At 55.0% G+C, this 21,164-nt stretch carries 24 protein-coding genes; 14 read left to right on the forward strand and 10 right to left on the reverse strand.

What is annotated here, in order from left to right; all coding sequences use genetic code 11:
* Window positions 1–11: 11 nt before the first annotated feature.
* The 5 genes from RAL91_RS03775 to RAL91_RS03795 are packed head-to-tail and all read right to left on the reverse strand — an operon-like array spanning window position 12 to window position 2,610.
* Window positions 12–632 (reverse strand): glutathione S-transferase family protein, encoded by a 621-nt coding sequence (locus tag RAL91_RS03775; RefSeq protein ID WP_306259845.1) that lies wholly within the window; start codon window positions 630–632, stop codon window positions 12–14.
* Entirely contained in the window at window positions 629–940 is a 312-nt protein-coding gene (locus tag RAL91_RS03780) for a hypothetical protein (RefSeq protein ID WP_306259846.1), read from the reverse strand. The genes RAL91_RS03775 and RAL91_RS03780 overlap by 4 nt, the downstream gene beginning before the upstream one ends.
* Window positions 933–1,469 carry a GFA family protein gene (locus tag RAL91_RS03785; protein ID WP_306259847.1) on the reverse strand — a complete coding sequence of 179 codons (537 nt, stop codon included), beginning with the start codon at window positions 1,467–1,469 and terminating at the stop codon, window positions 933–935. The genes RAL91_RS03780 and RAL91_RS03785 overlap by 8 nt, the downstream gene beginning before the upstream one ends.
* Entirely contained in the window at window positions 1,462–1,944 is a 483-nt protein-coding gene (locus RAL91_RS03790; RefSeq protein ID WP_306259848.1) for a VOC family protein, read from the reverse strand. The genes RAL91_RS03785 and RAL91_RS03790 overlap by 8 nt, the downstream gene beginning before the upstream one ends.
* Before the next feature lie 3 nt (window positions 1,945–1,947).
* Window positions 1,948–2,610, reverse strand: a complete 663-nt coding sequence (locus RAL91_RS03795; protein ID WP_306259850.1) for a TetR/AcrR family transcriptional regulator — start codon at window positions 2,608–2,610, stop codon at window positions 1,948–1,950.
* Between the two features lie 58 nt (window positions 2,611–2,668).
* Here RAL91_RS03795 and RAL91_RS03800 point away from each other — a divergent pair, with 58 nt between their 5' ends.
* The 3 genes from RAL91_RS03800 to RAL91_RS03810 all read left to right on the forward strand — a co-directional run bounded on the left by RAL91_RS03800 (window position 2,669) and on the right by RAL91_RS03810 (window position 4,424).
* A complete protein-coding gene (locus RAL91_RS03800; protein ID WP_306259852.1) occupies window positions 2,669–3,040 on the forward strand; it encodes a DUF1428 domain-containing protein in 372 nt (123 codons plus the stop codon).
* An 18-nt stretch (window positions 3,041–3,058) separates the two neighbouring features.
* The gene (locus RAL91_RS03805; RefSeq protein ID WP_306259854.1) at window positions 3,059–3,676 is read left to right on the forward strand and encodes a dihydrofolate reductase family protein; all 618 of its coding nucleotides are present in this window, start codon (window positions 3,059–3,061) and stop codon (window positions 3,674–3,676) included.
* Between the two features lie 94 nt (window positions 3,677–3,770).
* Window positions 3,771–4,424, forward strand: coding sequence for a glutathione S-transferase family protein (locus RAL91_RS03810; protein ID WP_306259856.1), 654 nt, complete (start codon window positions 3,771–3,773; stop codon window positions 4,422–4,424).
* 41 nt (window positions 4,425–4,465) lie between these two features.
* Here RAL91_RS03810 and RAL91_RS03815 read toward each other — a convergent pair whose 3' ends face one another.
* Entirely contained in the window at window positions 4,466–5,086 is a 621-nt protein-coding gene (locus RAL91_RS03815; RefSeq protein ID WP_306259858.1) for a glutathione S-transferase family protein, read from the reverse strand.
* An 89-nt stretch (window positions 5,087–5,175) separates the two neighbouring features.
* Here RAL91_RS03815 and RAL91_RS03820 point away from each other — a divergent pair, with 89 nt between their 5' ends.
* Window positions 5,176–5,853 carry a YafY family protein gene (locus tag RAL91_RS03820; protein WP_306259860.1) on the forward strand — a complete coding sequence of 226 codons (678 nt, stop codon included), beginning with the start codon at window positions 5,176–5,178 and terminating at the stop codon, window positions 5,851–5,853.
* A gap of 428 nt (window positions 5,854–6,281) precedes the next feature.
* Here RAL91_RS03820 and RAL91_RS03825 read toward each other — a convergent pair whose 3' ends face one another.
* Entirely contained in the window at window positions 6,282–6,800 is a 519-nt protein-coding gene (locus tag RAL91_RS03825) for a DUF421 domain-containing protein (RefSeq protein WP_306259862.1), read from the reverse strand.
* Window positions 6,801–6,832: 32 nt separating this feature from the next.
* Complete coding sequence (locus RAL91_RS03830; protein ID WP_306259864.1) at window positions 6,833–7,468, reverse strand: DUF998 domain-containing protein; 636 nt, start codon at window positions 7,466–7,468, stop codon at window positions 6,833–6,835.
* A 213-nt stretch (window positions 7,469–7,681) separates the two neighbouring features.
* Here RAL91_RS03830 and RAL91_RS03835 point away from each other — a divergent pair, with 213 nt between their 5' ends.
* The 7 genes from RAL91_RS03835 (at window position 7,682) to RAL91_RS03865 (ending at window position 15,807) form a co-directional block, all read left to right on the forward strand.
* A complete protein-coding gene (locus RAL91_RS03835; RefSeq protein WP_371932521.1) occupies window positions 7,682–8,299 on the forward strand; it encodes a site-specific integrase in 618 nt (205 codons plus the stop codon).
* 111 nt (window positions 8,300–8,410) lie between these two features.
* Window positions 8,411–9,967 (forward strand): type I restriction-modification system subunit M, encoded by a 1,557-nt coding sequence (locus RAL91_RS03840; protein ID WP_306259868.1) that lies wholly within the window; start codon window positions 8,411–8,413, stop codon window positions 9,965–9,967.
* Window positions 9,964–11,199, forward strand: a complete 1,236-nt coding sequence (locus RAL91_RS03845) for a restriction endonuclease subunit S (protein WP_306259870.1) — start codon at window positions 9,964–9,966, stop codon at window positions 11,197–11,199. The genes RAL91_RS03840 and RAL91_RS03845 overlap by 4 nt, the downstream gene beginning before the upstream one ends.
* 81 nt (window positions 11,200–11,280) lie before the next feature.
* Window positions 11,281–11,691 carry an MbcA/ParS/Xre antitoxin family protein gene (locus RAL91_RS03850; protein ID WP_306259871.1) on the forward strand — a complete coding sequence of 137 codons (411 nt, stop codon included), beginning with the start codon at window positions 11,281–11,283 and terminating at the stop codon, window positions 11,689–11,691.
* Complete coding sequence (locus RAL91_RS03855; protein WP_306259873.1) at window positions 11,688–12,398, forward strand: RES family NAD+ phosphorylase; 711 nt, start codon at window positions 11,688–11,690, stop codon at window positions 12,396–12,398. Before RAL91_RS03850 ends, RAL91_RS03855 begins: the two co-directional genes overlap by 4 nt.
* A gap of 2 nt (window positions 12,399–12,400) precedes the next feature.
* Window positions 12,401–15,274, forward strand: a complete 2,874-nt coding sequence (locus RAL91_RS03860) for a type I restriction endonuclease subunit R (RefSeq protein ID WP_306259875.1) — start codon at window positions 12,401–12,403, stop codon at window positions 15,272–15,274.
* Between the two features lie 32 nt (window positions 15,275–15,306).
* Complete coding sequence (locus tag RAL91_RS03865; protein WP_306259877.1) at window positions 15,307–15,807, forward strand: hypothetical protein; 501 nt, start codon at window positions 15,307–15,309, stop codon at window positions 15,805–15,807.
* A 358-nt stretch (window positions 15,808–16,165) separates the two neighbouring features.
* Here the strand turns inward: RAL91_RS03865 and RAL91_RS03870 are convergent, their stop codons facing one another.
* Window positions 16,166–16,951, reverse strand: coding sequence for an SDR family NAD(P)-dependent oxidoreductase (locus RAL91_RS03870; protein WP_306259879.1), 786 nt, complete (start codon window positions 16,949–16,951; stop codon window positions 16,166–16,168).
* Entirely contained in the window at window positions 16,938–17,792 is an 855-nt protein-coding gene (locus RAL91_RS03875) for an IclR family transcriptional regulator (protein WP_306259882.1), read from the reverse strand. The genes RAL91_RS03870 and RAL91_RS03875 overlap by 14 nt, the downstream gene beginning before the upstream one ends.
* A 284-nt stretch (window positions 17,793–18,076) precedes the next feature.
* Here RAL91_RS03875 and RAL91_RS03880 point away from each other — a divergent pair, with 284 nt between their 5' ends.
* The 3 genes from RAL91_RS03880 to RAL91_RS03890 all read left to right on the forward strand — a co-directional run bounded on the left by RAL91_RS03880 (window position 18,077) and on the right by RAL91_RS03890 (window position 21,151).
* Window positions 18,077–19,060, forward strand: coding sequence for a tripartite tricarboxylate transporter substrate binding protein (locus RAL91_RS03880; protein WP_306259884.1), 984 nt, complete (start codon window positions 18,077–18,079; stop codon window positions 19,058–19,060).
* Between the two features lie 85 nt (window positions 19,061–19,145).
* Complete coding sequence (locus tag RAL91_RS03885) at window positions 19,146–19,628, forward strand: tripartite tricarboxylate transporter TctB family protein (RefSeq protein ID WP_306259886.1); 483 nt, start codon at window positions 19,146–19,148, stop codon at window positions 19,626–19,628.
* Between the two features lie 2 nt (window positions 19,629–19,630).
* Window positions 19,631–21,151 carry a tripartite tricarboxylate transporter permease gene (locus RAL91_RS03890; RefSeq protein ID WP_306259888.1) on the forward strand — a complete coding sequence of 507 codons (1,521 nt, stop codon included), beginning with the start codon at window positions 19,631–19,633 and terminating at the stop codon, window positions 21,149–21,151.
* Window positions 21,152–21,164: the final 13 nt, after the last annotated feature.

A 21,164-nucleotide genomic window follows, 5' to 3' on the forward strand; every position in this document is an offset into this window, starting at 1 on the left:
GCGGTGACGCGTTATCTGTCGAAATCCGCCAGTTGATCAGACAGCGCCTTTTGGAATGCTACGCGGCCCTCATTTCGATCCACATAGGCCTGAAGCCTCGGAAACCCCGATAGCGCTTCTTCGGCTGCAAGCTCTCGCAACACGGTCGTCATAACGATATCGGCCGCGGTGAACCGACCTTCGAGATAGTCCTCGTCTCCCAGCCGGTCTGACAAAGCGTTCAGCCTGTCATGCAACTTCGCCGTGATCGCTTTCTGAAGGTCTTCGGAGACCGCATTGCGCAGGTGAATGTAATTCTGCGCCCGTGGTTCGACGGAGTTCAGCGCAGCGAACACCCATGCAGCAACCTGCGCTTGTCCCGGATGGTCAGCCGGCGCCAGCGCTTTTGACGTGGCTGCGATGTGAAGAACGATAGCACCGGATTCAAACAGCTCCACCTCCTCATCACGGTATGCCGGGACCTGTCCGAACGGTTGCCACTGCCGATAGGTTTCCGACTTTTGCATTTCGCTGTCGATCAACTCGACCTCATAGGGGATGCCGGCTTCCTCTAGTGCCCAACGCAACCGCAGATCACGGACGAAGCCGCGCGCAAAGTCCGGAACCCATTTGAAGGCCGCAATGGTGATCATAGGTTTTTACCCGTTTTGAACAGCCTGACCGGCCCCTTTCCGCCCCGTTCAATCACGCCCTTGGCTTCCATGTCGAGTTGCACGGCCTTGAGCCACCAGCCTGCTTTCTCACCACCCGGGAACAGCTCTTTTGACAGGTTTGGCAGAAGCGCCGCCTTGGCTTCAGCGACGGTCATGCCGGGCGCTTCGGTCGGCAAAACCGGAATGAGAGCATCACGCATTGCCATGTACTTGGCCCGGTTCACGCGCCCGGACCAGTCAGGCGAGGTGATGCTTTCGATCTCGATCTTCTCATTTACTTCAGACATTGATCTCTCCTGTCACTGGCATCTTGGGATTGCGGAAGCTCATGGCGACCCATGCGCCAAAGAGCTTGGCGAAGAACGCAAGGCTTTGCTTCTTCGCGTTGGGAACATCGTCCGGCAGCTCGGCGCCATTCGGCAGATCCGAGGTCATCGTCCGCATTTCGAATGATGGCCGCGTCCCGTCCGGCCAAAGCCCGCCGTAAAGGCTAAGCCAGTGACCGCCCTTGAACTCCAGAAAGACGGGCGTGTTACAGCAGTTGGCGATGACCCGCCGCGTGGATGCTTCAGGCGAGAGCCGGAATTCCTTGAGGCCATCTGTGCCTGCCAGAAAACGCACGCGGTCTTTTCGATGCATGACAAAGGGCGTCGCTTCGTATTCGGTCAGAATGTCGGGTGCGCCTTCGAGGTGCTGGACTTTCTCTGCGGCCTCACGGCACGACGAGCAGCAGCATTCGACGCTGGCGATGGGCTTTCCCGTCACCTCAAGGCGCGCCTGTCCGCAAGAGCATTGGATCTGTGCGGTATCAGCCATGGGCGGGCTCCTGTTCGGCAGCGGCATCCAATGCAGCGATGTCGATCTTGCCCATCTGCATCATGGCCCCGCTGACCCGTTGCACAACACCCGCATCCGGGCTTGCAAGTAAATCCGGCATGCGTTTGGGAACGATCTGCCAGGAAACTCCGAACCGGTCTTTCACCCAGCCGCATTGTCCGGCCTCGCCACCGTTTTCCACCAACGCAGACCATAGCCGGTCGGTCTCCTCCTGATCCTCAGTCAGAACGCTGATCGACGCGGCGGGCGTCAGCTTGTAGTGAGGGCCAGCTGTCAGGATCATCATCGGAGCTCCAGCCAGCATGAACTCGACGACCATGGGATCGTCCGGTTGACCATTGTCCCGTACAACCTCAATCCGGCTGTCAGGCACGATTTCAACGTACGCCTTGGCCGCGTCGATGCCGCGCTCGGCGAACCAGAGGCAGGTGCGCACTTTCGATGAATGTTCCATGGGTCAGGACTCCTTTGGTTGAGGTTGTTTTCTCTCTAAAACTGCATCGCTGGTTCTGAAAAGCTGGCGGACATAGCGGATCAGGTGATCGACGCTCTCGCGGGCCATATCCGGATCGCCTGAGGCCTTCGCGAGAATGAAAGCGCCCTGCAGAACTGTCTGCGTATGCCGGGCAAGGCTCCCGGCAGTCCAGTCGGCTGCAATGCCACGCGCCTGCATGGCCGCTGTGATATCCGCCTCAAGTGTGGCGGCATGGCCAAAAATACTGTCTGCGCAGGCGTCCCGGATCGCAGGAGTGGAAGCGTGAACCTCCTGCGCCATTGTTCCGACCAGGCAAGTATACTCGAAGGTCTCGCCGCCAATGATTGAGCGCCGAAAATCGAGATAGGCCAAAACGCGATCCAGCGGATCGGCCGGTTCGTGGTAAGGCGCGTTGATAAACAGAGCGCTGGTCGTCTCGGCCCAGAAATTCGCTGCGGCAACGCCGAGCGACTCTTTCGTCTTGAAATGGTGGAAGAACGCGCCCTTCGTTACCCCCGCTGACTGACAGAGATCATCCACAGAAGTGGCGGCAAAACCCTTCTGCCGAATGATGTCTCTGGCGGCTTCCAGAAGCCGGGTCCGCGCTTCGCCGCGCTCGGGTGATTGTTTGGTTGGTCTTGACATGGTTGACAGATACCATACGGTTGGTATGTTGGGAAGAGAAAAATGGAAGGAGAAAGAAATGAGCTATATCGACGGATTTTTGATCGCGGTGCCGACTGCAAAGAAGCAAACCTTCATCGACCATGCGAACCGCGCCGACAGTTTCTTCATCGAACAGGGCGCGCTCCGTGTTCTGGAATGCTGGGGTGACGATGTGCCGGACGGCAAGCTGACCGACTTTCGCAAGGCCGTTCAGGCGAAGGACGATGAGACGGTGGTGTTCAGTTGGGTCGAGTGGCCGGACAAAGCGACCCGCGACAGGGTCGGCGAACAGATGCAAGAATTGTCCAAAGCCGATGACCGGATCAATCCCGAGAAGAACCCGATGCCGTTTGATGGCGCGCGCCTGATCTATGGCGGCTTCTCTCCCGTCGTTACCCTGGAAAATTGAAATTGGAGTAGTCGCAAAATGAGACAGATCAAGATTCAGACATTCATGAGCCTAGATGGCGTGATGCAGGCCCCTGGCGGACCCGATGAGGACACGTCCTGCGGGTTTGCTCTTGGTGGGTGGTCGCAACCCTATTGGGATGAGATGATGGGTGAGGTCATGAGCCAGGCGATGGCCGAAGAATACGACCTGCTTCTGGGCCGCAAAACCTACGATATCTTTGCAGCACACTGGCCGAACGCAGGCGACGACAATCCGGTGACGCAGAAGTTCAACAAAGCGACGAAATATGTCGCAACCTCCGCGCCCGACACCCTTGAATGGCAGAACAGTGAGGCCATCACTGGCGATGTCGCTGCGGCCATCGCAGAGCTTAGGCAAGGCGATGGATTGCCGCTCAGTGTGCAGGGCAGCAGCCAGCTCATCCAGACCCTTCTTGAAAACAGACTTGCCGATGAGTTCTTCGTCTGGACCTTCCCGGTCGTTCTGGGATCAGGCAAACGATTGTTCGGCGACGGAGCTGCCCCGCTCGGTCTTGAGTTGGACGATTTGAAGACGTCAACAACAGGCGTATCGATGGCACGCTATCGCGCTGCCGGAGACGTCAAAATCGGCTCGTTCGCGTTGGATAACTAGACCCGACGGTTTCGAGCACCTGCAAGCTTGGCAAGCCTGTTCAGGTGCTCGGCCGCATCGCGGGAGACCATTTTTCTCAAGAAGGAGCAGCGTTATGCCAATCACCATAACGGCCTTTCAAACGTCGCCTGATCGCGGCCAGGGGCAGGCACGTGACATGCGCGTTCGTTGGGCGCTTGAGGAAGTGGGCCAGCCTTACGATGTCCGTCTCATATCGTTCGATATGATGAAGGAGCCGGCCCATCTGGCCCTGCAACCATTCGGACAAATCCCGACTTATGAAGACGGCGACCTTGCCCTGTTTGAATCCGGAGCAATTGCGCTTCATATTGCAGAGCGCCATTCAGGCCTACTATCGGACGATGCGAACGCCAGCTCACGCGCCATCGCCTGGATGTTTGCGGCACTGAGCACAATGGAACCGCCGATCATCGAAAGGGAACTCGCGCTCATTCTGGAATCCGGCCAAAGCTGGCACACAGAACGCCTGCCCCTTATGGAAGACCGCATCCGCGACCGGCTAGGCCAGCTGTCCGGTTGGCTTGATGACGCAGACTGGCTCGATGGCACATTCAGCGTGGGTGACCTGGTGATGGTGGGCGTGCTGCGCAGATTAAACGGATCGTCTCTCCTGAACGCGTTTCCGAACCTTTTGGCCTATGTCGCACGCGGAGAAGCGCGGCCCGCCTTCAAACGCGCATTTGCGGCTCAACTGGCTGTTTTCGAAAGGCAGTCTGCCGGAGCCTGATCCACGGCGGCGAAGTGGTCGCCGCCGTGGATGACGTCCGATCAAGCAGCGCTGACCTGCTCCAGATGCGCCGCATCAAACTCCACCATTTTTGTCGCAGATGGCCGGGCCTCGCAGCGCTTGATCCATGCCTTGATCGCCGGCTGATCCGGCGCAGCATCGGGAAACCATATGAACGGCGAGACCAACAGCAGATCCGCCGCCGTAAACTGCTCACCCATCAGAAATGGCGCATCTTCCAAAGCACCGGCCAGCCGCGCGATCAACTCGGGCATGCCCCGGAATGTAACATCGAGTATCGGATGCGAGAGCTCGGCCGCACCAAAAACGAGTACCGGTTCGACCACATTGCCATACCATGCGAGCCAGCTCAGATAGCGGCCGCGCTGCCGATCTCCCGCAACCGGGCCCATGCCGGCTTTCGGAAACAGATCGGTGAGATAGAGAATGATCGCATTCGATTCCCAGATCTCGACGCCGTCATGAACCAGCAATGGCACTTTGCCTTCGGGATGAGGGTTTGCCGGATCGTGTTCGCCCGTTCCATCTCTGTGCGTGATGCTGACAATACGGATATCGACCTCAGTCCAGATATTCAACTCGTCGATCAGCCGGATAATTCGCGATGAGCGAGAGCGGGGCGAATGATACAGGGTAAGCATGGTTTGACCTCATGATTTGGTTTCGAACTGCCATCTGGTATAAACGGACCATACTGCCAGTTTCCGGCAGGATGTCGTGAGAGGATTTCATGAGCCGGCCCGAACGCCTTTTCCGCCTTCTGAACGCGCTGCGGACCTTACCCAAACCCGTCACGGCCGCCCGGCTCGCCGATGAGACAGAGGTGTCGGTACGTACGCTCTATCGCGACATTGAGAGCCTGCGGGTGGCAGGCGCGCTGATCGATGGTGCTCCTGGCCTCGGTTACACGCTCACCGAAGACCCAGCATTGCCGCCGCAGACCTTTGACCGGATCGAGATGGAGGCGCTGGTTCTCGGTCTCAGCGATGTGCGCCAGCGTGGCGATCCGCAACTGGCGGCAGCGGCTGATGCTGCCCTTGCAAAGATCGCTGCGACCCTGCCGGAGCGTCTGCAGCGGCAGATCCTTCATGCGACGCACATGGTCTATCGATACGGAACGGCCGTGAATGACACGCCGGACATCTCGGTTATCCGCACGGCCTGTTGGGACGAGCGCGCAATCAACATCGACTATCGCGATGCGGACGGGGTGCCGACTGAACGGCGCATCTATCCGCTGGCCATCGTCTATCTCGATACCGGGTGCGGATTGCTCGCCTGGTGCTGCCTCCGAAAGGATTTTCGAAAGTTCCGGGTGGAGCGGATCGAAGCATTCCAGCCGACCGACGAGAGTTTCCGCCCGAACCGCGTCAGGCTACTCCGCGACTACCTTTCTCAGATGTCGTGAAACGGCGTGTCCGTAACGCATCAGCATTCTACGCGACAGCCGCGCACGCGCTGCGTAAACGAACCGCTCTTCAATGAACACTCTGTCGGATTCCCAACAACCATCAGGCGCGACCACCAGATGAAAACCTGTCGCGACGCCAGAGCAATATGTTGTTTTCAAAGAGAAAAATGGTGTTCTGTGGGATTTGGACTTGTGACCTCTGCCTCTCAGGCTGGAGATCACAATTCAACTTGGCACAAGTTCAGAACGTCGCGGCGGCGGCCCTTGGGATAACGCGGACATCTATCAATTTGCAATGAGTTGATAGCTCCGGATCAGGAGTCGACACCAACACGGACCATATCAAACGGCGTCAATGCGGACGAAGCCTGCTGATGGTTGCAATCGCGCAAAAGACCACTTTCGACAAAGGCCGCAGGAGATTATCAATTAATCCGCTGCACATTATCGAGCAGTCGCTCCTGCATTTTAGGGCCATGGAGGACAGAGATATCCCCGGTTGTCTCTAACACGACGGCCCGCACATCGGAGAGATCAAGGACGTTCGCTTCGCGCAGTTTGGCGATCAGATCGTCCTCGGCCACACGGGTCGCATCCAGCGCCGCGTGAAGGATTTCACCATCATGCATCAACAATACCGGAGAATTCTGAACGATTGCCTCGAACCGGTCGGATGATCTTCGTAAGCGCGCGGTAATCCATTGAACGCCGAGCAGGCTCGCGATCGCAACAATCGGCTGGAGGAAGGCCGACCATGATGCAGCCTGGCTCGCTCCGGCCAATAGAGAGCCGATGGCAACCGTCACCACAAAATCAAAGGCTGTCATTTTCGAAAAAGCGCGCAGTCCAATGACCCGCACGACAATGACAACCCAGCAGACAGCAACTGACGACAAAGCGAGTGCCCTGACTATCGTATCGAGTGGTTCGGATGAAAAGAACATTTTCTGGTCAACTCTCGTTCGCGCAGATCTGGTCAGCGAAGACTGTTTGCACGTTGAATAAACAGCCATGCCATTGTGATCACCGTACAAAAAGCAATGAGACCCAGATAACGCTCATAGATGCCATCAATGCTGTCTGGCAGAAAAAAGAAAATCGGGGCCGAGATCGTCCAGAGTATTGAAAGAGCGATGAGTATGCGACCAAAGTTGCGTCCGGAACGACGCGCGCCTTGCGCCATGGCCCATGGCAGTGCTGCCATTAGCAGGCCGAGGGCGTAGACGAGATAGATGTGGATCACGACCCCATCGCGGTCATTGTCACCATATTCGTTGCGTGCGCCCACCAAAAATACAATGAGCCCGAGCACGGAGAAACCGATAATTCCAAAACTCCAGCTCCTCCCGCCCAGATGAACGTGAGCGGCCAGCAAAGCGACAGATATGAGCGACGCCGAAAACGCGTAAATGCCAATATCGACGATGAACTCGTATTTACCCGCGCCCAGATCGCTGATCGTGTCCGCGATCCAGTCATGATCGGGCACGACGAAATCCGCGATCAAAATAGCGATCCCGAACACAATGCAGCCAAAGATCGCATACCATCCGAGTGCGCGCATGAGCCCGGGTCTTTCATGAGCCCCTGGCAACCCGGTCTCGTCCATCATCAGCAGCTCTCCTCGTTAATGATTGCCCAACGCAGCTTTCAGGCAAATCGTTCCAGATGCACCCACTCTTGGTTAAAGGCAATCGTGTACTCTGGGTTTGGTATAAGCGTGCTGCGTCCGCGATGATAGAAAATTTGATGACCCAAAGCTCCGACAGTAAAAGCTGAAAAAAGTAGTCCGACCCTGGCGATGGTGGAAAACGCTGTGAACAATATGCCCCGCCAAACTCCAATAGAAAACCGAAACCGAGCCCTCATCGCACTGACAGCGCTGACTGCGATCCGCGTTGGCGCCCAAATTTCGCTCAAACTCAAACATTTTGACCTAAACAGAATGTTGGTTCGTCAAATCCCTCAAGAGGTTGCGACCAAGTTCAGCAAGAGAATAGACACCTTTGTTCGCCCGTTTAGCGAGGCATTGGCGCAAATCTGTCTGGGCTGGGGGTGCTACCTCAAAGACGTTGAACTTTTTGCTGGCGACGATCCGCTGTTTCCCAAACCTGCCATGGGGCACCATGTAAATAATTGTTTTGCGGTGACCGATTTATCACGGGAACATTGGGCGGGTACTGCGCCGGTCCGTTTCATCATGATGCAGGCTTTTGATGACGCTGGAATTCCGCTTCTTACACCACACCGCTTCCGGCATATGCTTGTTAATGACCGATATGAGCGTGGGCTGAATGTCGCTGAGATGAAGGCTTTGAGCCGGAACCTTGGCCATGAAAGCGCAATGACGACGCTCATAAGTTATGGGACCATTGCCGCCGAGCAACAAGGGCGGCTCATTCGAGGCATCAAAAGCAATCATGAGGACAAACCATTCACCTAATCGCAACTCCGGGATGTGCTCAAGAGCGTTGCATCAGAGAAATTGAATGATGCAATCTGATTCAGGCGTGATGTATGGTAACGAATCAAGTGGGTTTTGGGGGCGATTTACGTGACGGATGATCAAAAGAAAAAGCTGGAGCAAAAGCTCTGGGATATTGCCAACACCCTGCGCGGCAAGATGAATGCAGATGAGTTTCGTGATTATATCCTCGGGTTTATCTTCTACAAATATCTGTCCGAACGGCTCCATCTCTATGCCAACTCGGTGCTGAAAGCGGACGGGATTGATTTTTGCGATCTGGATGAATCCACAGATGAGGGGCAGGCCTATCTGGATGCAGTGGCCGAAGCGGCGATTGGGGCGCTGGGCTATTTCCTCAAACCCTCGGAACTGTTCAGCGCAATTGTCAAGCGTGGCAGCAAGCCGGGGAATTTCATCCTTGAAGACCTTGCGCGCATTCTCAACAACATCGAACGCTCGACCATGGGCACGGAATCAGAAGATGATTTTGACGATCTGTTCTCTGATATGGATCTGACCTCCAACAAACTGGGCCGCACCGAAGAAGCCAAGAACACTTTGATCGCCAAAGTCCTGACCCATCTGGACGAGATCGACTTCGAGCTGGAAAAGGCTGACAGCGATGTGCTGGGCGATGCCTATGAATATCTGATTGGCAAATTTGCCAGCGGAGCAGGCAAGAAGGCGGGGGAATTCTACACCCCGCAAGAGGTCAGTACGATCCTGGCCCGTATCGTCACCACCGGCAAAACCCGGATCAAATCGGTCTATGATCCCACTTGCGGATCCGGCTCGTTGCTGCTGCGGGTCGCCAAGGAAGTCGAAGTGGGGGACTTTAATGGTCAGGAAATGAACCGCACCACCTACAACCTAGCGCGCATGAACATGATTTTGCACGGGGTTCACTACCGCAATTTTGATTTAAAGCAGGAAGACACGCTGGAACATCCGCAACATGCGGACAAGCGTTTTGAGGCTGTGGTGGCCAACCCGCCCTTCAGCGCCAAATGGTCAGCCAATCCGCTGCTGCTGAATGATGATCGCTACAGTCAATACGGGCGGCTGGCACCGGCCTCCAAGGCCGATTTTGCCTTTGTCCAGCACATGCTGCACCAGTTGGATGAGAACGGCACTATGGCCGTGATTCTGCCCCATGGTGTGCTGTTTCGCGGTGCGGCAGAGGGCCATATCCGCGAATACATCATCAAGCAAGGCAACTGGCTGGATGCGGTGATTGGCCTGCCGGCCAATATCTTTTACGGCACATCCATTCCCACCTGCATTCTGGTGTTCAAGAAATGCCGCGAACACCCTGAGGATATCCTGTTCGTCGATGCCTCAACCGGCTTTGAAAAAGCAAAAAACCAGAACTTTTTGCGGGCACAGGATATCGACAAGATCGTGCACACCTACCGCACGCGGGTAGTGGAGGAGCGGTTTTCACACCGCGCCCTGCTGGTTGAAGTGGCCGAGAACGATTATAACCTCAACATCCCGCGCTATGTGGACACGTTTGAACCCGAAGAGCCGATTGATCTGGCCGAAGTCGCTGCTGAGTTGCGGGCGAATGCAGCAGGCATGGCCGATCTGGACGCGCAGATTGCGGGGTTCTGCGCCGAGCTTGGGATCGAGGCTCCGGTATGAATGAGCCAGCGTTGCGGTTTCCTGAGTTCGACGGGGAGTGGAAAGAAAAACCACTGGGTAGTTTAGTTGAGACTGTCACCAGCGGTTCCCGTGACTGGGCACAATACTATTCAAACACGGGTGCAAAATTTATCCGAATGACGAACATTCCAAGGGATGGCATTCAGTTAATGTTGTCTGATCTAAAGTATGTGGAGTTACCTACAACCGGCACGGAGGGTGCTAGAACTTCTTTGCAAAGCGGTGATATTCTTGTTTCGATCACAGCTGAGTTGGGGAAAATAGGCCTTGTTCCCCATGATCTTGGAGAAGCGTATATCAACCAACACACAGCGCTCGTTAGGCCGCAAAAAAAGGAAGTTGTGCCCCAATTTCTTGCGCAACTGCTTGCAACAAGATCGTCAAATAAGCGCTTAAACCGACTAAATGACTCTGGTGCAAAAGCAGGTTTGAACCTTGGAACTGTTCGGGCGTTCAAGGTCTGTCTGCCAAAGCCCGACGAACAAAAGAAAATCGCGGCGTTTTTGGGGGTGGTGGATGCCAGGATTGCAGCGCTGCGGGATAGGCAGGCGGGGCTGGAGCGCTATAAACGCGGGCTGATGCAAGCGTTGTTCAGCCAGCGGCTCCGCTTCACCAAACCAGACGGCACCGCCTTTCCCGATTGGGAAAAACGCAATCTCTCTTTCTATCTTAGTGAACCAAAAGCCCGAAATCGCGACTTATCATTTTCCAAAGATGATGTTTTGTCCGTGTCTGGTGACGTTGGATGCGTCAATCAAATCGAGCATATGGGTCGCTCCTATGCCGGGGTTTCTGTGAAGGACTATCACATAGTTCGAACAGGAGATGTCGTTTATACAAAAAGCCCGCTGAAGCTTAATCCGTATGGGATAATCAAGGCTAACTTCGGTCGCGACGGTATAGTTTCGACCCTTTATGCGGTTTATCGACCAACTGATAAGGCAGACGCCTTGTTCATTCACTACTATTTCAGTCTTGATGATAACTTGAATCGCTACCTTCGCCCCATCGTAAGGAAAGGAGCAAAAAATGACATGAAGGTGAATAACACCGATGTTCTGGGAGATGCTGTCTTTTTTCCATCACGCGACGAACAAGCCAAAATCGCCGACGCGCTCTCGGCCATGGACACCAAAATCGCCGCTGTGACGGGGCAGCTTGACCGGATGCAGGCCTTCAAAAAAGGTCTGCTGCAGCAGATGTTTGTGTGATGCGCTCACATAGCGATACATCAAAAGATTGACATTTGTCATAAATTATATAAATAAATGACAAATGGCAGGAGTAACCACATGGTGCAACTTTACCGCATTGAAACGCCACAGCCCGTTCCCCAGCCGGACTTTTCGGATGCCGAAGCCGGGGCGATGCAGCGTGCTGTTATTCGCCTGTTTGATCTGTGGGGCCTCACCGACAGGCAGGCTGCTGTGTTGCTGGGCGATATTTCGGAGCGGACCTATGCGCGTTGGAAAGACGGGCAATATGGCCGCGTAAGCCGCGATCTTGCAGCGCGCCTGTCCAATTTGATGGGCATTCACAAAGCACTGCGCCTGTTGTTCAGCGAGGCTGCACGGACCTATGCCTGGGTCAAGAAACCCAACAGCGACTTTGGCGGGCGCTCCGCACTTGAGGTAATGCTGAACGGCAATCTGACTGATCTCATGCGCATACGGCGCTATCTTGATGCACAAAGGTCCTTGTGACCGCGCCGACACATGCGCAGATTGTCTGGGCGCGCTATTACCGGCTGATCAACTCGGCCTATCCGCCGATTGATGTGTTTGAAGACATTGCAGATCCGCAGGACTGGGCATTGCTCGCCCATGCCGAAAGTAAAACCAACCCGAGGCTGGCCGAGACAATCGGCAATCTCGATCTGGTTCCGCAGGCGCGGCGCGTGGGTGGTCCAGGCGCTTCCTATGTCATGGCACCCTTTACCCATTGCACACCCGATAAGCCCGGCCGTTTTCACGATGGCCATCGGGGTGCATTTTACGGGGCGGACCGGTTTGAAACAGCTATCGCCGAGACGGTGCATCATGTCGCCGGCTTCTTTTCGGCCACCAGTGAAGCTGCTGGGTGGGTCACCCAGATGCGTGAACTGATCGGTTCTGTGGACGCAGAGTTGATTGATATTCGCGGCGATGGCTTTGCCGATTTGCTTGATCCCGACAGCTATGCCGCGTCGCAGGCTTTTGCCGCAGAGATGATTGCAACCGGTGCTGACGGGATTGTTTACCCCAGCGTGCGCCAGCCTTATGGCCAGTGCTTTGCTGCATTCTATCCAGACATTCCCGATGTGCCGGTTCAGGGACGTCATTTTTCCTATCATTTTGACGGGCAACGCATTGATATGATCAAGGAATTAACCCTTGATGGGCAAGGCTCTGTTTATGAGTTGGGGGACTAGAAATGGCCGATTATCAATCTGAAGCACAACTTGAAGCCGATCTGGTCGAACGCCTCACCGGCCTTGGCTACGCCCCCGTCATTTTGCCGGATATGGACGCCATGCGCGTCAATTTGCGCGCACAACTGGGCAAGCATAATGGCGTCACCCTGTCAGATGCGGAATTTGCCAAAGTGCTGAACCACCTCGACAAGGGCAATGTGTTTGAAAAGGCCAAGATTCTGCGGGACCGGATGCAGTTGACCCGCGATGATGGCACGCCGCTTTACCTGCAATTCCTCAACACCCGGGACTGGTGCCGAAATCAATATCAGATCACCACCCAGGTCATCGTCATCGGCCATCACAAGACCCGCTTTGACGTGACCCTGCTGGTTAACGGCCTGCCACTGGTCCAGATCGAGTTGAAACGGCGCGGGATAGAATTGAAAGAAGCCTTCAATCAGATCAACCGCTATCAGCGTCACAGTTTTTGGGCTGATAAGGGGCTGTTTGAATACGTTCAGCTGTTTGTCATCAGCAATGGGGTGAACACCAAATATTACGCCAACAACCGACATCAGGATTTCAAACAGACATTTTTCTGGGCTGGGGAAGACAATGCGCCGATCACCCAATTGGATGCCTTTGCCGATGTGTTTCTGGAAAAATGTCACATCAGCAAGATGATCAGCAAATATATCGTTCTGCACGAGAGCGATAAAATCCTGATGATCCTGCGCCCCTATCAATATTATGCGGTTGAGGCGATAGACGCACGGGTAAAGAATGGCCGCAAGAACGGCTATATCTGGCACACCACCGGCTCTGGCAAGACTTTGACCAGCTTCAAGGCTGCGCAGGTGCTGATTGAAAATCCCAAGGTGGACAAGGTGGTGTTCGTGGTGGACCGCGCCGATCTGGATTATCAAACCACAAAAGAGTTCAACTATTTCTCCGATGGCTCTGTTGATGGCACTGACAATACCAGGGCGCTGGTGGGGCAGTTGGGCGGCGATACCAGGCTGATCGTGACCACCATTCAGAAGCTGAACACGGCCATATCCCGCGACCGCTATGAAGGTGCATTGCAGGCGGTCAAGGACCAGCGCGTTGTCTTCATATTTGACGAATGCCACCGTTCGCAGTTTGGCGATACCCACAAGCGGATTGTGGCCTTCTTCAGCAAGGCGCAGATGTTCGGGTTTACCGGCACTCCGATCTTTGCCGAAAACACCGTGGGCAAGCGCACGACCAAAGATCTGTTCGATGAATGCCTGCACAAATATGTCATCACCGACGCGATTGGGGATGAAAACGTGCTGCGCTTTTCAATCGAATATTGGGGCAAGCTGAAGCGCAAGGATGGCAGCCTGATCGACGAAGATGTACCGGCCATCAATGTGAAAGAATTCTTTGACAGTCCCGACCGGATAAACGGCGTTGTTGACTGGATCATCCAGAACCACGACCGCAAGACCCACGACAAGCAATTCAGCGCCATGCTGTGCGTCAGCTCGGTGGATGCGCTGATTGCCTATTACGAAGCTTTCAGGCGCAAGAAGCAGGCCGGCGAGCATCATTTGCGGGTCGCCACGATCTTTACCTATGGCCCGAATGAGGATGACCCTGATGCAAATGGCCTGATCGGAGACCCCGATCTGAATGTGGCCGACCTGCCTGTTGATGTGCACAAGCGTGACAAGTTGGAGTCCTTCATTGCCGACTACAACGCCATGTACCAGACCAAGGAAACCGTGAAGACCAGCGCCGGGTTCTACACCTATTACAATCATCTGAACAAACGGATGAAAGACCGCGACCGCAAGGATGCAAAGGATAAGGACAGGCTCGACATTCTTCTGGTGGTCAATATGTTCCTGACCGGCTTTGACGCCAAGAAACTCAACACGCTCTATGTGGACAAGAACCTGAAATATCATGGGCTGATCCAGGCCTTTTCGCGCACAAACCGCACGTTGGGTCAGTTGAAATCCCAGGGCAATATCGTGTGCTTCCGCAATCTGAAGCCCAACACGGATCAGGCGATCACACTGTTCTCGAATAAGGACGCCATCGAGACAATTTTGATGGGCCCTTACGAAGATTATTTGAGCGCGTGCAATGATGCGATCAGGGAGTTGCTCGCAATCGCACCCGATCCCGAAGCGGTCGATGCCCTCCAAAGCGAAACCGAGATGCTTGCCTTCGTGAAGGCGTTTCGAAAAGTGATCCGGCTGTTGAATATTCTGGAAAGTTTTACCGATCACGATGCCGGGAATATCGACCTGACCGCGCAGCAGATTGAGGATTTCAGCAGCAAATATCTGGACCTGCGAGATATCGGCCAAAAGGCAGATCCTGAAGGCGCGGCTTCCATATTGAACGAAGTCGATTTTGAGCTGGAACTTATTCAGCGCGATGAAATCAATGTGGCCTATATTCTGGCTCTGTTGGCAGATATTCACGATGATGAAAACAGCGACGATCCCGACATTCGATCCGCTGCCAGGCAAAAGCGTAAAATGGTGTCTGATCTGCTTGGGTCCGACGTGAAACTGCGCAGCAAACGTGAATTGATCGAAAAATTTATTGACGAACAGATGGTCGCTTTGAAACCAGGCGACGATGTTGCGTCTGCATTTTCTGATTTCTGGAGTGAAGAAAAGCAGAAAACAATCCGCGAAATGTGTGAAAGCGAAGGCCTGAAAATGGACGCGCTTCAGGTGATGATTGAAGAATATCATTTCTCCGGAAAAGAACCGCTTGGAGAGACAATCGTTGGCGCATTGAACGAACCGCCCAGGATATTGGAGCGCAAATCGATTGTGACACGCATCACAGAAAAAATGATGCGTCTGGTGCGGGTGTTTGATGACGATATGGGTGGTGTTTGAGCAACCACTAAGGCTGCGGAAAGGGAATTTACGTGGCATTGAGCGCACAAGAGTTGATCGAACTCGAACGATTAATCTCGGAATATCAGTCGCGCCTAGTTTGTGAATTTGATGATGAGAAATGGACCGCTGGCCGGTCAGACAACAAGTCTCTGTTAAAATACGAAATCTCAGAAAAGCCTGAAGCTGATGATTTGAAAGAAGCTATCATGATTGCGGTCGCATCCCGTGAAAGTAAGGGAAAACTAGTTGCACCAAACCCTGACGATCACAATGCAGGAAGTCACTGCAAAGGTCACCAATGCCGAATCCGTAAGACGGCTTATGGCGAACTTACAAAGCAACTAACGAGTGCCTCCCAATCCATTGAGGCTGCTCAAAACTTTGATGAAATCTATAAAATTGTCGACAAAGAAGCCCGACACGTCCATGGCGTAGGAGCACTTATGACCTATGATGTTGCCCAACGGATAGCGTTGTGGCGGGGGAAGATTATCACCCGAAACTCGTATATTTACACGCTACACCATTGAAATCGGCGAAATTTCTGATCCGTCCTGGTGTAAAAGGAAAGTTGAAACCGACCGGTTTTCCGGAACCGTTTCAAAAGTTGTCTTGCTCGAATATCGAGAATTTTCTGTGCGTGTATCACGATAAGATCAAGCGTGTATTAGCTGACAATTGAGCTCTGGAAACTTGATGGCCGCTTCGCAAAGCAACGGATGTCTCAGTGTGTCGGTACCAGGGATGACAAACACGCGGTGGTTACGTTTCAAATTAGCAGAGTAGTAAAACCCATCTAACTTACTGAAAGAATTGGTGCATCCGGCAGGATTCGAATCTGGTATCATTGCCTTCTTTTTGCGTCGCTCATCCGCCATTGTCGGTTGCCTACAGACCTGGTGTCGCGCCGCCATCAATGGCGATGCCGACCCCCTGAATATGCCGTGCCCTTGGAGAACACAGAAATGCAACGGCCTCTGCGATATCTTCGGGCTGACCTAGACGGCGCAGGCCCGATTCTGCACTTTTCCGGCTGCGAATTATATCGATGTCAACGCCTTCGGCTTTGGCCTCCTGCATGAGGAGGTCTTCCAGCCTGTCGGTTTCAGTCATGCCCGGGTGCAGGATGTTCACGTTCACGTCATCACTCACACCCTGTTTGGAGAGTGCTTTGGTGAAATGTGCGAGAGCTGCGTTCACCGCGCCCCCAACCATGAAACCGGGACCTGGCGTATAGGCTGCGGCTCCACCGATATTGATGATTATGCCTTTGGAGGAAACAAGAGCCGGCCAGAGATGGCGAGTGAGACGCACCGTGCCGTGGAACTTGAGCGCAAAGCCGTCAATCCAGTCTGCGTCGGGCTGCTCGGGAAATGTGCCCGCGCGGGTGGCGCCGGCGCAGTTGACGAGAATGTCGAGTGACCCGAGCGCAGCAAGCGCCGCGTCTGCCGCTGTCCGACAGCCGACCTCAGTGCCGAGATCAGCAGCGATGGCATGAGCTTCAGCACCGGATTTTGCAATTCCTGCGACAGCCTCAGTCAACCCTTCGCTGCCGCGCGCGGCGAGGGCGACACGACAGCCACTAGCGGCCAGGCGACCGGCGATCGCCCGCCCAATCCCTTTACTTGCTCCGGTGATCAGGGCCGTGCGGCCCGTTAACTCAGGACTTGTCATATTTAGTACTCCGTCTTTTTGGGGTCTTGTCATCGGTGGGTGTGACGGCCTCGGGGCGGAAGCCAAACTGACTGGACAATTCTGCAGAAATCGAGCGGATCACCTCCGTATACTCGGCAAGGTCCGTCAACGACGTTCTCCAGACAGGGCCGGAAAAGCCAATTGCACCAATTACATTGCCTGTAAAGTCCCGGACGGTTGCCGCCATGCAGCGAACTTCGGCGTTGAATTCACAATCGTCAAAGGCAATGCCATCGCGCTGCACTTTCTGGACCTGCAGGCGCAGTTCATTCGCATCCTTCAGCGTGCTGGGTGAGTAGGGTTCAAATATGATATCGCTTGCGTGACTGTCATAGGCGGCCGGAGTCAGGCCAGAGAGCAGCGCCTTGCCGATGGCAGTGCAGTAAACCGGCCTGAGCGTGCCGGCGCGCTCGTTTATCTGTAGTGCGTTGGGGCCGGTATGGCGCGTCAGGATAAGCGCTTTCCGGCCTTCCCAAATGGCAAAATGGGTTGCCTCGCCTGTCAAACCCGCCAGCTTTTCCAGAAATGGCTTGGCGGTGGCGCAGATCTCGGCCTCGTCGAGACAAGCCGCAGCCAGTTGAAAGATGCCGCGTCCCATGCGGTAGCGCTTGTCATCTGGCCCGGTGCGCAGATAGCCAAGCGATACGAGCGTGCGTGTGAGGTGATAAAGCGTGCTGGTATGCAGCCCGATCGCTCGGCCCAGATCTGAAAGCGTAATTCCGTCGCGGTGGCGCGATATTTCCTCCAGTGCGCTGAAGGCACGGTCCAGAGACTGGATGTGGCCGTCACGGCGATTGTCTTGTTTATCGACTTGAGTCACGGGATTTCCTTTCGACATGGAGAGATTAATATTCGTCTATGTGAGAAAATCAATGCTGATTTCGGAATTGACCAGAGAAAATTGACTCTGAAGGACTGTGTTTCCGGCTAAAAGACGCAAAAGTTAGTCGTTTTCGAGCATTCTTCTCACATTGAGAAAAACAAAACGAATATATGAGAAACATGTTGACTTGGCGCTGTCTCCTCCCCTAGCACTAGGTTTGCGGCATGAGGGACCGCAATGGGCAGGCCGATATTGCCCAATACCGAAAAGGGAGAGAAAGAATGATTTCCAAGACAGAATTTCGCAGTGGACTTGCAGCCGCGCTGATTGCGTCGGCTGCACTGCTTGCCGGGCCTGCGGCAGCGCAAGAATGGCCCGAACGTCCGATCACATTGATAATGCCATGGGGTGCCGGTGGCGGGACTGATACTGTGGCCCGCACGCTTGCGGCCGCAATGGAAGGACCGCTCGGCCAACCGGTAAATGTTGTGAACCGCACTGGCGGCTCGGGCATCATCGGACACACAGCCATGGCGACGGCTGCTCCGGACGGATACACAATCGGCACGATCAACGTCGATCTCAGTCAGCTCGTTTGCCAGGGTCTGACCGACCTCACGGCCAGCAAGTTTACCCACATCGCTCTGATAAACACCGAACCAGCAGCTGTCAGCGTCAGCGCTGAGTCTGAGTTCACATCGTTGGAAGATGCGCTTCAGGCCATTCGCGACAACCCGCCGGGCACATATACCGCCTCGGGTTCAGGCACAGGCAGCATCTACCATCTCGCTTGGGCAGGCCTGCTTGTGGCCGCCGATATCGATCCAGGTCGGGTGATCTGGGTGCCATCACAAGGTGGCGGACCATCGCTGCAAGACGCGGCGTCGGGGTCCATCGACTTCGTCACACCGCCACTCTCGACTGCGGCGCCACTCATCGAGGCTGGCCGTATCCGGCCACTGGCAACAATGGGGGCCGAGCGCTTCTCGGGCCTGCCGGATGTGCCAACCGTGAAGGAGGTTGTCGGTCTGGACTGGACATCGCAAACATGGCGCATGATTGGCGCCCCTGCCGGCCTTTCTGATGATGTGCGCGACAAATTGACAACTGCTGTTCGCACCGCTTTCGACAGCGCCGTGTTCACAGAGTTCATGGATGGTCGCGGCTTCGCCAAGACCTGGATGGACCCGGAAGAAGCGCGCGCCTTCCACGAATCCGAAGACACCGCAATCTGCGAAGTCATGGAAGCCGCAGGAATGCTTTGACCAGCATCATCTGCTGAAAACGCCTCATGTTCCCGCCCGGTTGGAGTTTCCCTGGGCGGGGACGACACGCGCCGGAGCTTGACCAATGAAGTTCAACGATGCCATTTCAGGAGCGCTTTTCCTCGTGATAGGAATCTTCGCGTTCATCCATGCCGGAAGCTTCAAGGGCTTTCCCGGCGTGCCTTACGGTCCTGAAGTATTCCCGCGGATCATAGCGGTGATGATGGGGGGCGGCGGGCTGCTTCTGATCGTTTCAGGCTTGCGCAGGGCAAGCAACGCGCCGTGGCTGGAATTGGCCGACTGGGCGCGACAGCCGCGCAGTTACGGCCTGTTCACGGCAATTGTGGGCGCGGTGCTAATTTACATCCTCGCTTCGGACTTGCTCGGGTTTTTGCTGACAGGTTCCCTCATATTGACGGGGCTTTTCCGCATCACACGTGGCCCCAAAACATTCGTCTCGAGCGCCATTCTGGCTGTCGGAATCACCGTGCTCATTCATCTTCTGTTTGCCAAGGCGCTGAGGGTGCCACTTCCTTTCGGCATCATTGAACATCTGTTGGTGGGCTAGCCATGGAACCTCTTTTTGCTGCATTCGACCTGGTGTTCCGGTGGGAAATCTTCGCAGTCATCCTCGGATCATGCGTGTTCGGGATATTTGCTGGTGCCATGCCGGGTATATCCGCCACGGTGGCTGTGGCGCTACTGGTGCCAATCACCTTTTTCATGGAGCCGGTTGCCGCTTTGGCCGCAATTGCAACAGCCGTTGCTATGGCAATCTTTGCGGGTGACCTGCCTGGCGCTTTGTTGCGTATTCCCGGAATGCCGGCCTCCGCAGCTTACGCAGAGGAAGCCCATGAGATGACCATGAAGGGGCAGGGAGGGACCATCTTGATGGTGTCGCTTCTCTGTTCGGTTCTCGGCGGGCTTGTGGGCACTCTTGCCCTCGCATTCTCGGCACCGCTGCTGGCCGACTTCGCTCTGGAATTCCAATATTATGAATATTTCTGGCTGGCTTGTCTTGGCCTCTCCACGGCGGCGCTTGTTGCCGCGACAAACCCGGTGAAGGGCATGATTTCCCTATCTATCGGGCTGCTTCTGGCCACCGTCGGGCTCGACATGATTTCCGGCCAGCCGCGCTTCACCTTCGGCACGCTCGGCCTGATGGAAGGCATTCACTTCATTCCTGTCATGATCGGCATTTTTGCCATCGCCGAAGTGCTTCGCACATTGATCCACCCGCCGCGCGCAGATGCGCGCAACGCGCGTGTCCAGAAGATCGACTTTCGCGAGGCATACCGGATTATCTGGCGTTACAAGGCTAATCTGGCTCGCGGATCGCTGTTCGGCACGCTCATTGGTGCGTTGCCGGGGGCTGGTTCGGACATTGCGGCGTGGGTGTCTTATGGCTATGCTCGGAAACGGTCGAAAACACCTGAAAAATTCGGCACCGGCCACCCGGAAGGAATCGTTGCCGCGTCTGCATCCAACAATGCCGCGACCTCATCGACATGGGTGCCGTCGCTTGTCTTCGGCATTCCCGGAGACAGCGTAACGGCCATAGTAATCGGCGTGCTGTTCCTGAAGGGCCTGGAGCCCGGACCCAATGTGTTTATCGAAAATGCGCCGCTGGTCTATTCCATCTTCGTTTCATTTTTCATCGCCAATCTGGTCCTGATACCGGTGGGCTATGTGGCAATCCGGGCCGCGAGCCAACTTCTGAAAGTGTCGAACAACATCCTGATGCCGATCATCCTGATCTTTACACTTGTGGGCGCGTATTCCATCAACAATTCCATGATGGGTGTCGCCGTCGCCCTGGCCGCCGGGATCGGTTCATTCTTCATGCAGGAAAACGATTTTCCCGTCGCGCCGCTCATTCTTGGCATGGTGATAGGCACCCTGCTGGAACAAAACTTCATGCAGGCCATGATTGCTCAACAGGGTGATCTGACAGCCTTCTTCTCCCGGCCGATTGCAGCGTCTCTCGGGGTGGTGACAATCTTGATCTGGGTCACGCCGTTGGTTGGGGCCGTTCGTCGGTGGCGCAATCGGCAACGCGCTCGTGCAACTGATGGCGATCAAAATGTGTAGTTTGAATTCTGGA

Origin of the sequence: Pararhizobium sp. IMCC21322 (genome assembly GCF_030758295.1) — a bacterium.
Lineage (GTDB): Bacteria > Pseudomonadota > Alphaproteobacteria > Rhizobiales.

Coding starts and splice junctions, on each gene's coding strand:
- RAL91_RS03775 (WP_306259845.1), bottom strand. CDS start 632: ATGATCACCATTGCGGCCTTCAAATGGGTTCCGGACTTTGCGCGCGGC.
- RAL91_RS03780 (WP_306259846.1), bottom strand. CDS start 940: ATGTCTGAAGTAAATGAGAAGATCGAGATCGAAAGCATCACCTCGCCT.
- RAL91_RS03785 (WP_306259847.1), bottom strand. CDS start 1,469: ATGGCTGATACCGCACAGATCCAATGCTCTTGCGGACAGGCGCGCCTT.
- RAL91_RS03790 (WP_306259848.1), bottom strand. CDS start 1,944: ATGGAACATTCATCGAAAGTGCGCACCTGCCTCTGGTTCGCCGAGCGC.
- RAL91_RS03795 (WP_306259850.1), bottom strand. CDS start 2,610: ATGTCAAGACCAACCAAACAATCACCCGAGCGCGGCGAAGCGCGGACC.
- RAL91_RS03800 (WP_306259852.1), top strand. CDS start 2,669: ATGAGCTATATCGACGGATTTTTGATCGCGGTGCCGACTGCAAAGAAG.
- RAL91_RS03805 (WP_306259854.1), top strand. CDS start 3,059: ATGAGACAGATCAAGATTCAGACATTCATGAGCCTAGATGGCGTGATG.
- RAL91_RS03810 (WP_306259856.1), top strand. CDS start 3,771: ATGCCAATCACCATAACGGCCTTTCAAACGTCGCCTGATCGCGGCCAG.
- RAL91_RS03815 (WP_306259858.1), bottom strand. CDS start 5,086: ATGCTTACCCTGTATCATTCGCCCCGCTCTCGCTCATCGCGAATTATC.
- RAL91_RS03820 (WP_306259860.1), top strand. CDS start 5,176: ATGAGCCGGCCCGAACGCCTTTTCCGCCTTCTGAACGCGCTGCGGACC.
- RAL91_RS03825 (WP_306259862.1), bottom strand. CDS start 6,800: ATGTTCTTTTCATCCGAACCACTCGATACGATAGTCAGGGCACTCGCT.
- RAL91_RS03830 (WP_306259864.1), bottom strand. CDS start 7,468: ATGATGGACGAGACCGGGTTGCCAGGGGCTCATGAAAGACCCGGGCTC.
- RAL91_RS03835 (WP_371932521.1), top strand. CDS start 7,682: ATGCCCCGCCAAACTCCAATAGAAAACCGAAACCGAGCCCTCATCGCA.
- RAL91_RS03845 (WP_306259870.1), top strand. CDS start 9,964: ATGAATGAGCCAGCGTTGCGGTTTCCTGAGTTCGACGGGGAGTGGAAA.
- RAL91_RS03850 (WP_306259871.1), top strand. CDS start 11,281: ATGGTGCAACTTTACCGCATTGAAACGCCACAGCCCGTTCCCCAGCCG.
- RAL91_RS03860 (WP_306259875.1), top strand. CDS start 12,401: ATGGCCGATTATCAATCTGAAGCACAACTTGAAGCCGATCTGGTCGAA.
- RAL91_RS03870 (WP_306259879.1), bottom strand. CDS start 16,951: ATGACAAGTCCTGAGTTAACGGGCCGCACGGCCCTGATCACCGGAGCA.
- RAL91_RS03880 (WP_306259884.1), top strand. CDS start 18,077: ATGATTTCCAAGACAGAATTTCGCAGTGGACTTGCAGCCGCGCTGATT.
- RAL91_RS03885 (WP_306259886.1), top strand. CDS start 19,146: ATGAAGTTCAACGATGCCATTTCAGGAGCGCTTTTCCTCGTGATAGGA.
- RAL91_RS03890 (WP_306259888.1), top strand. CDS start 19,631: ATGGAACCTCTTTTTGCTGCATTCGACCTGGTGTTCCGGTGGGAAATC.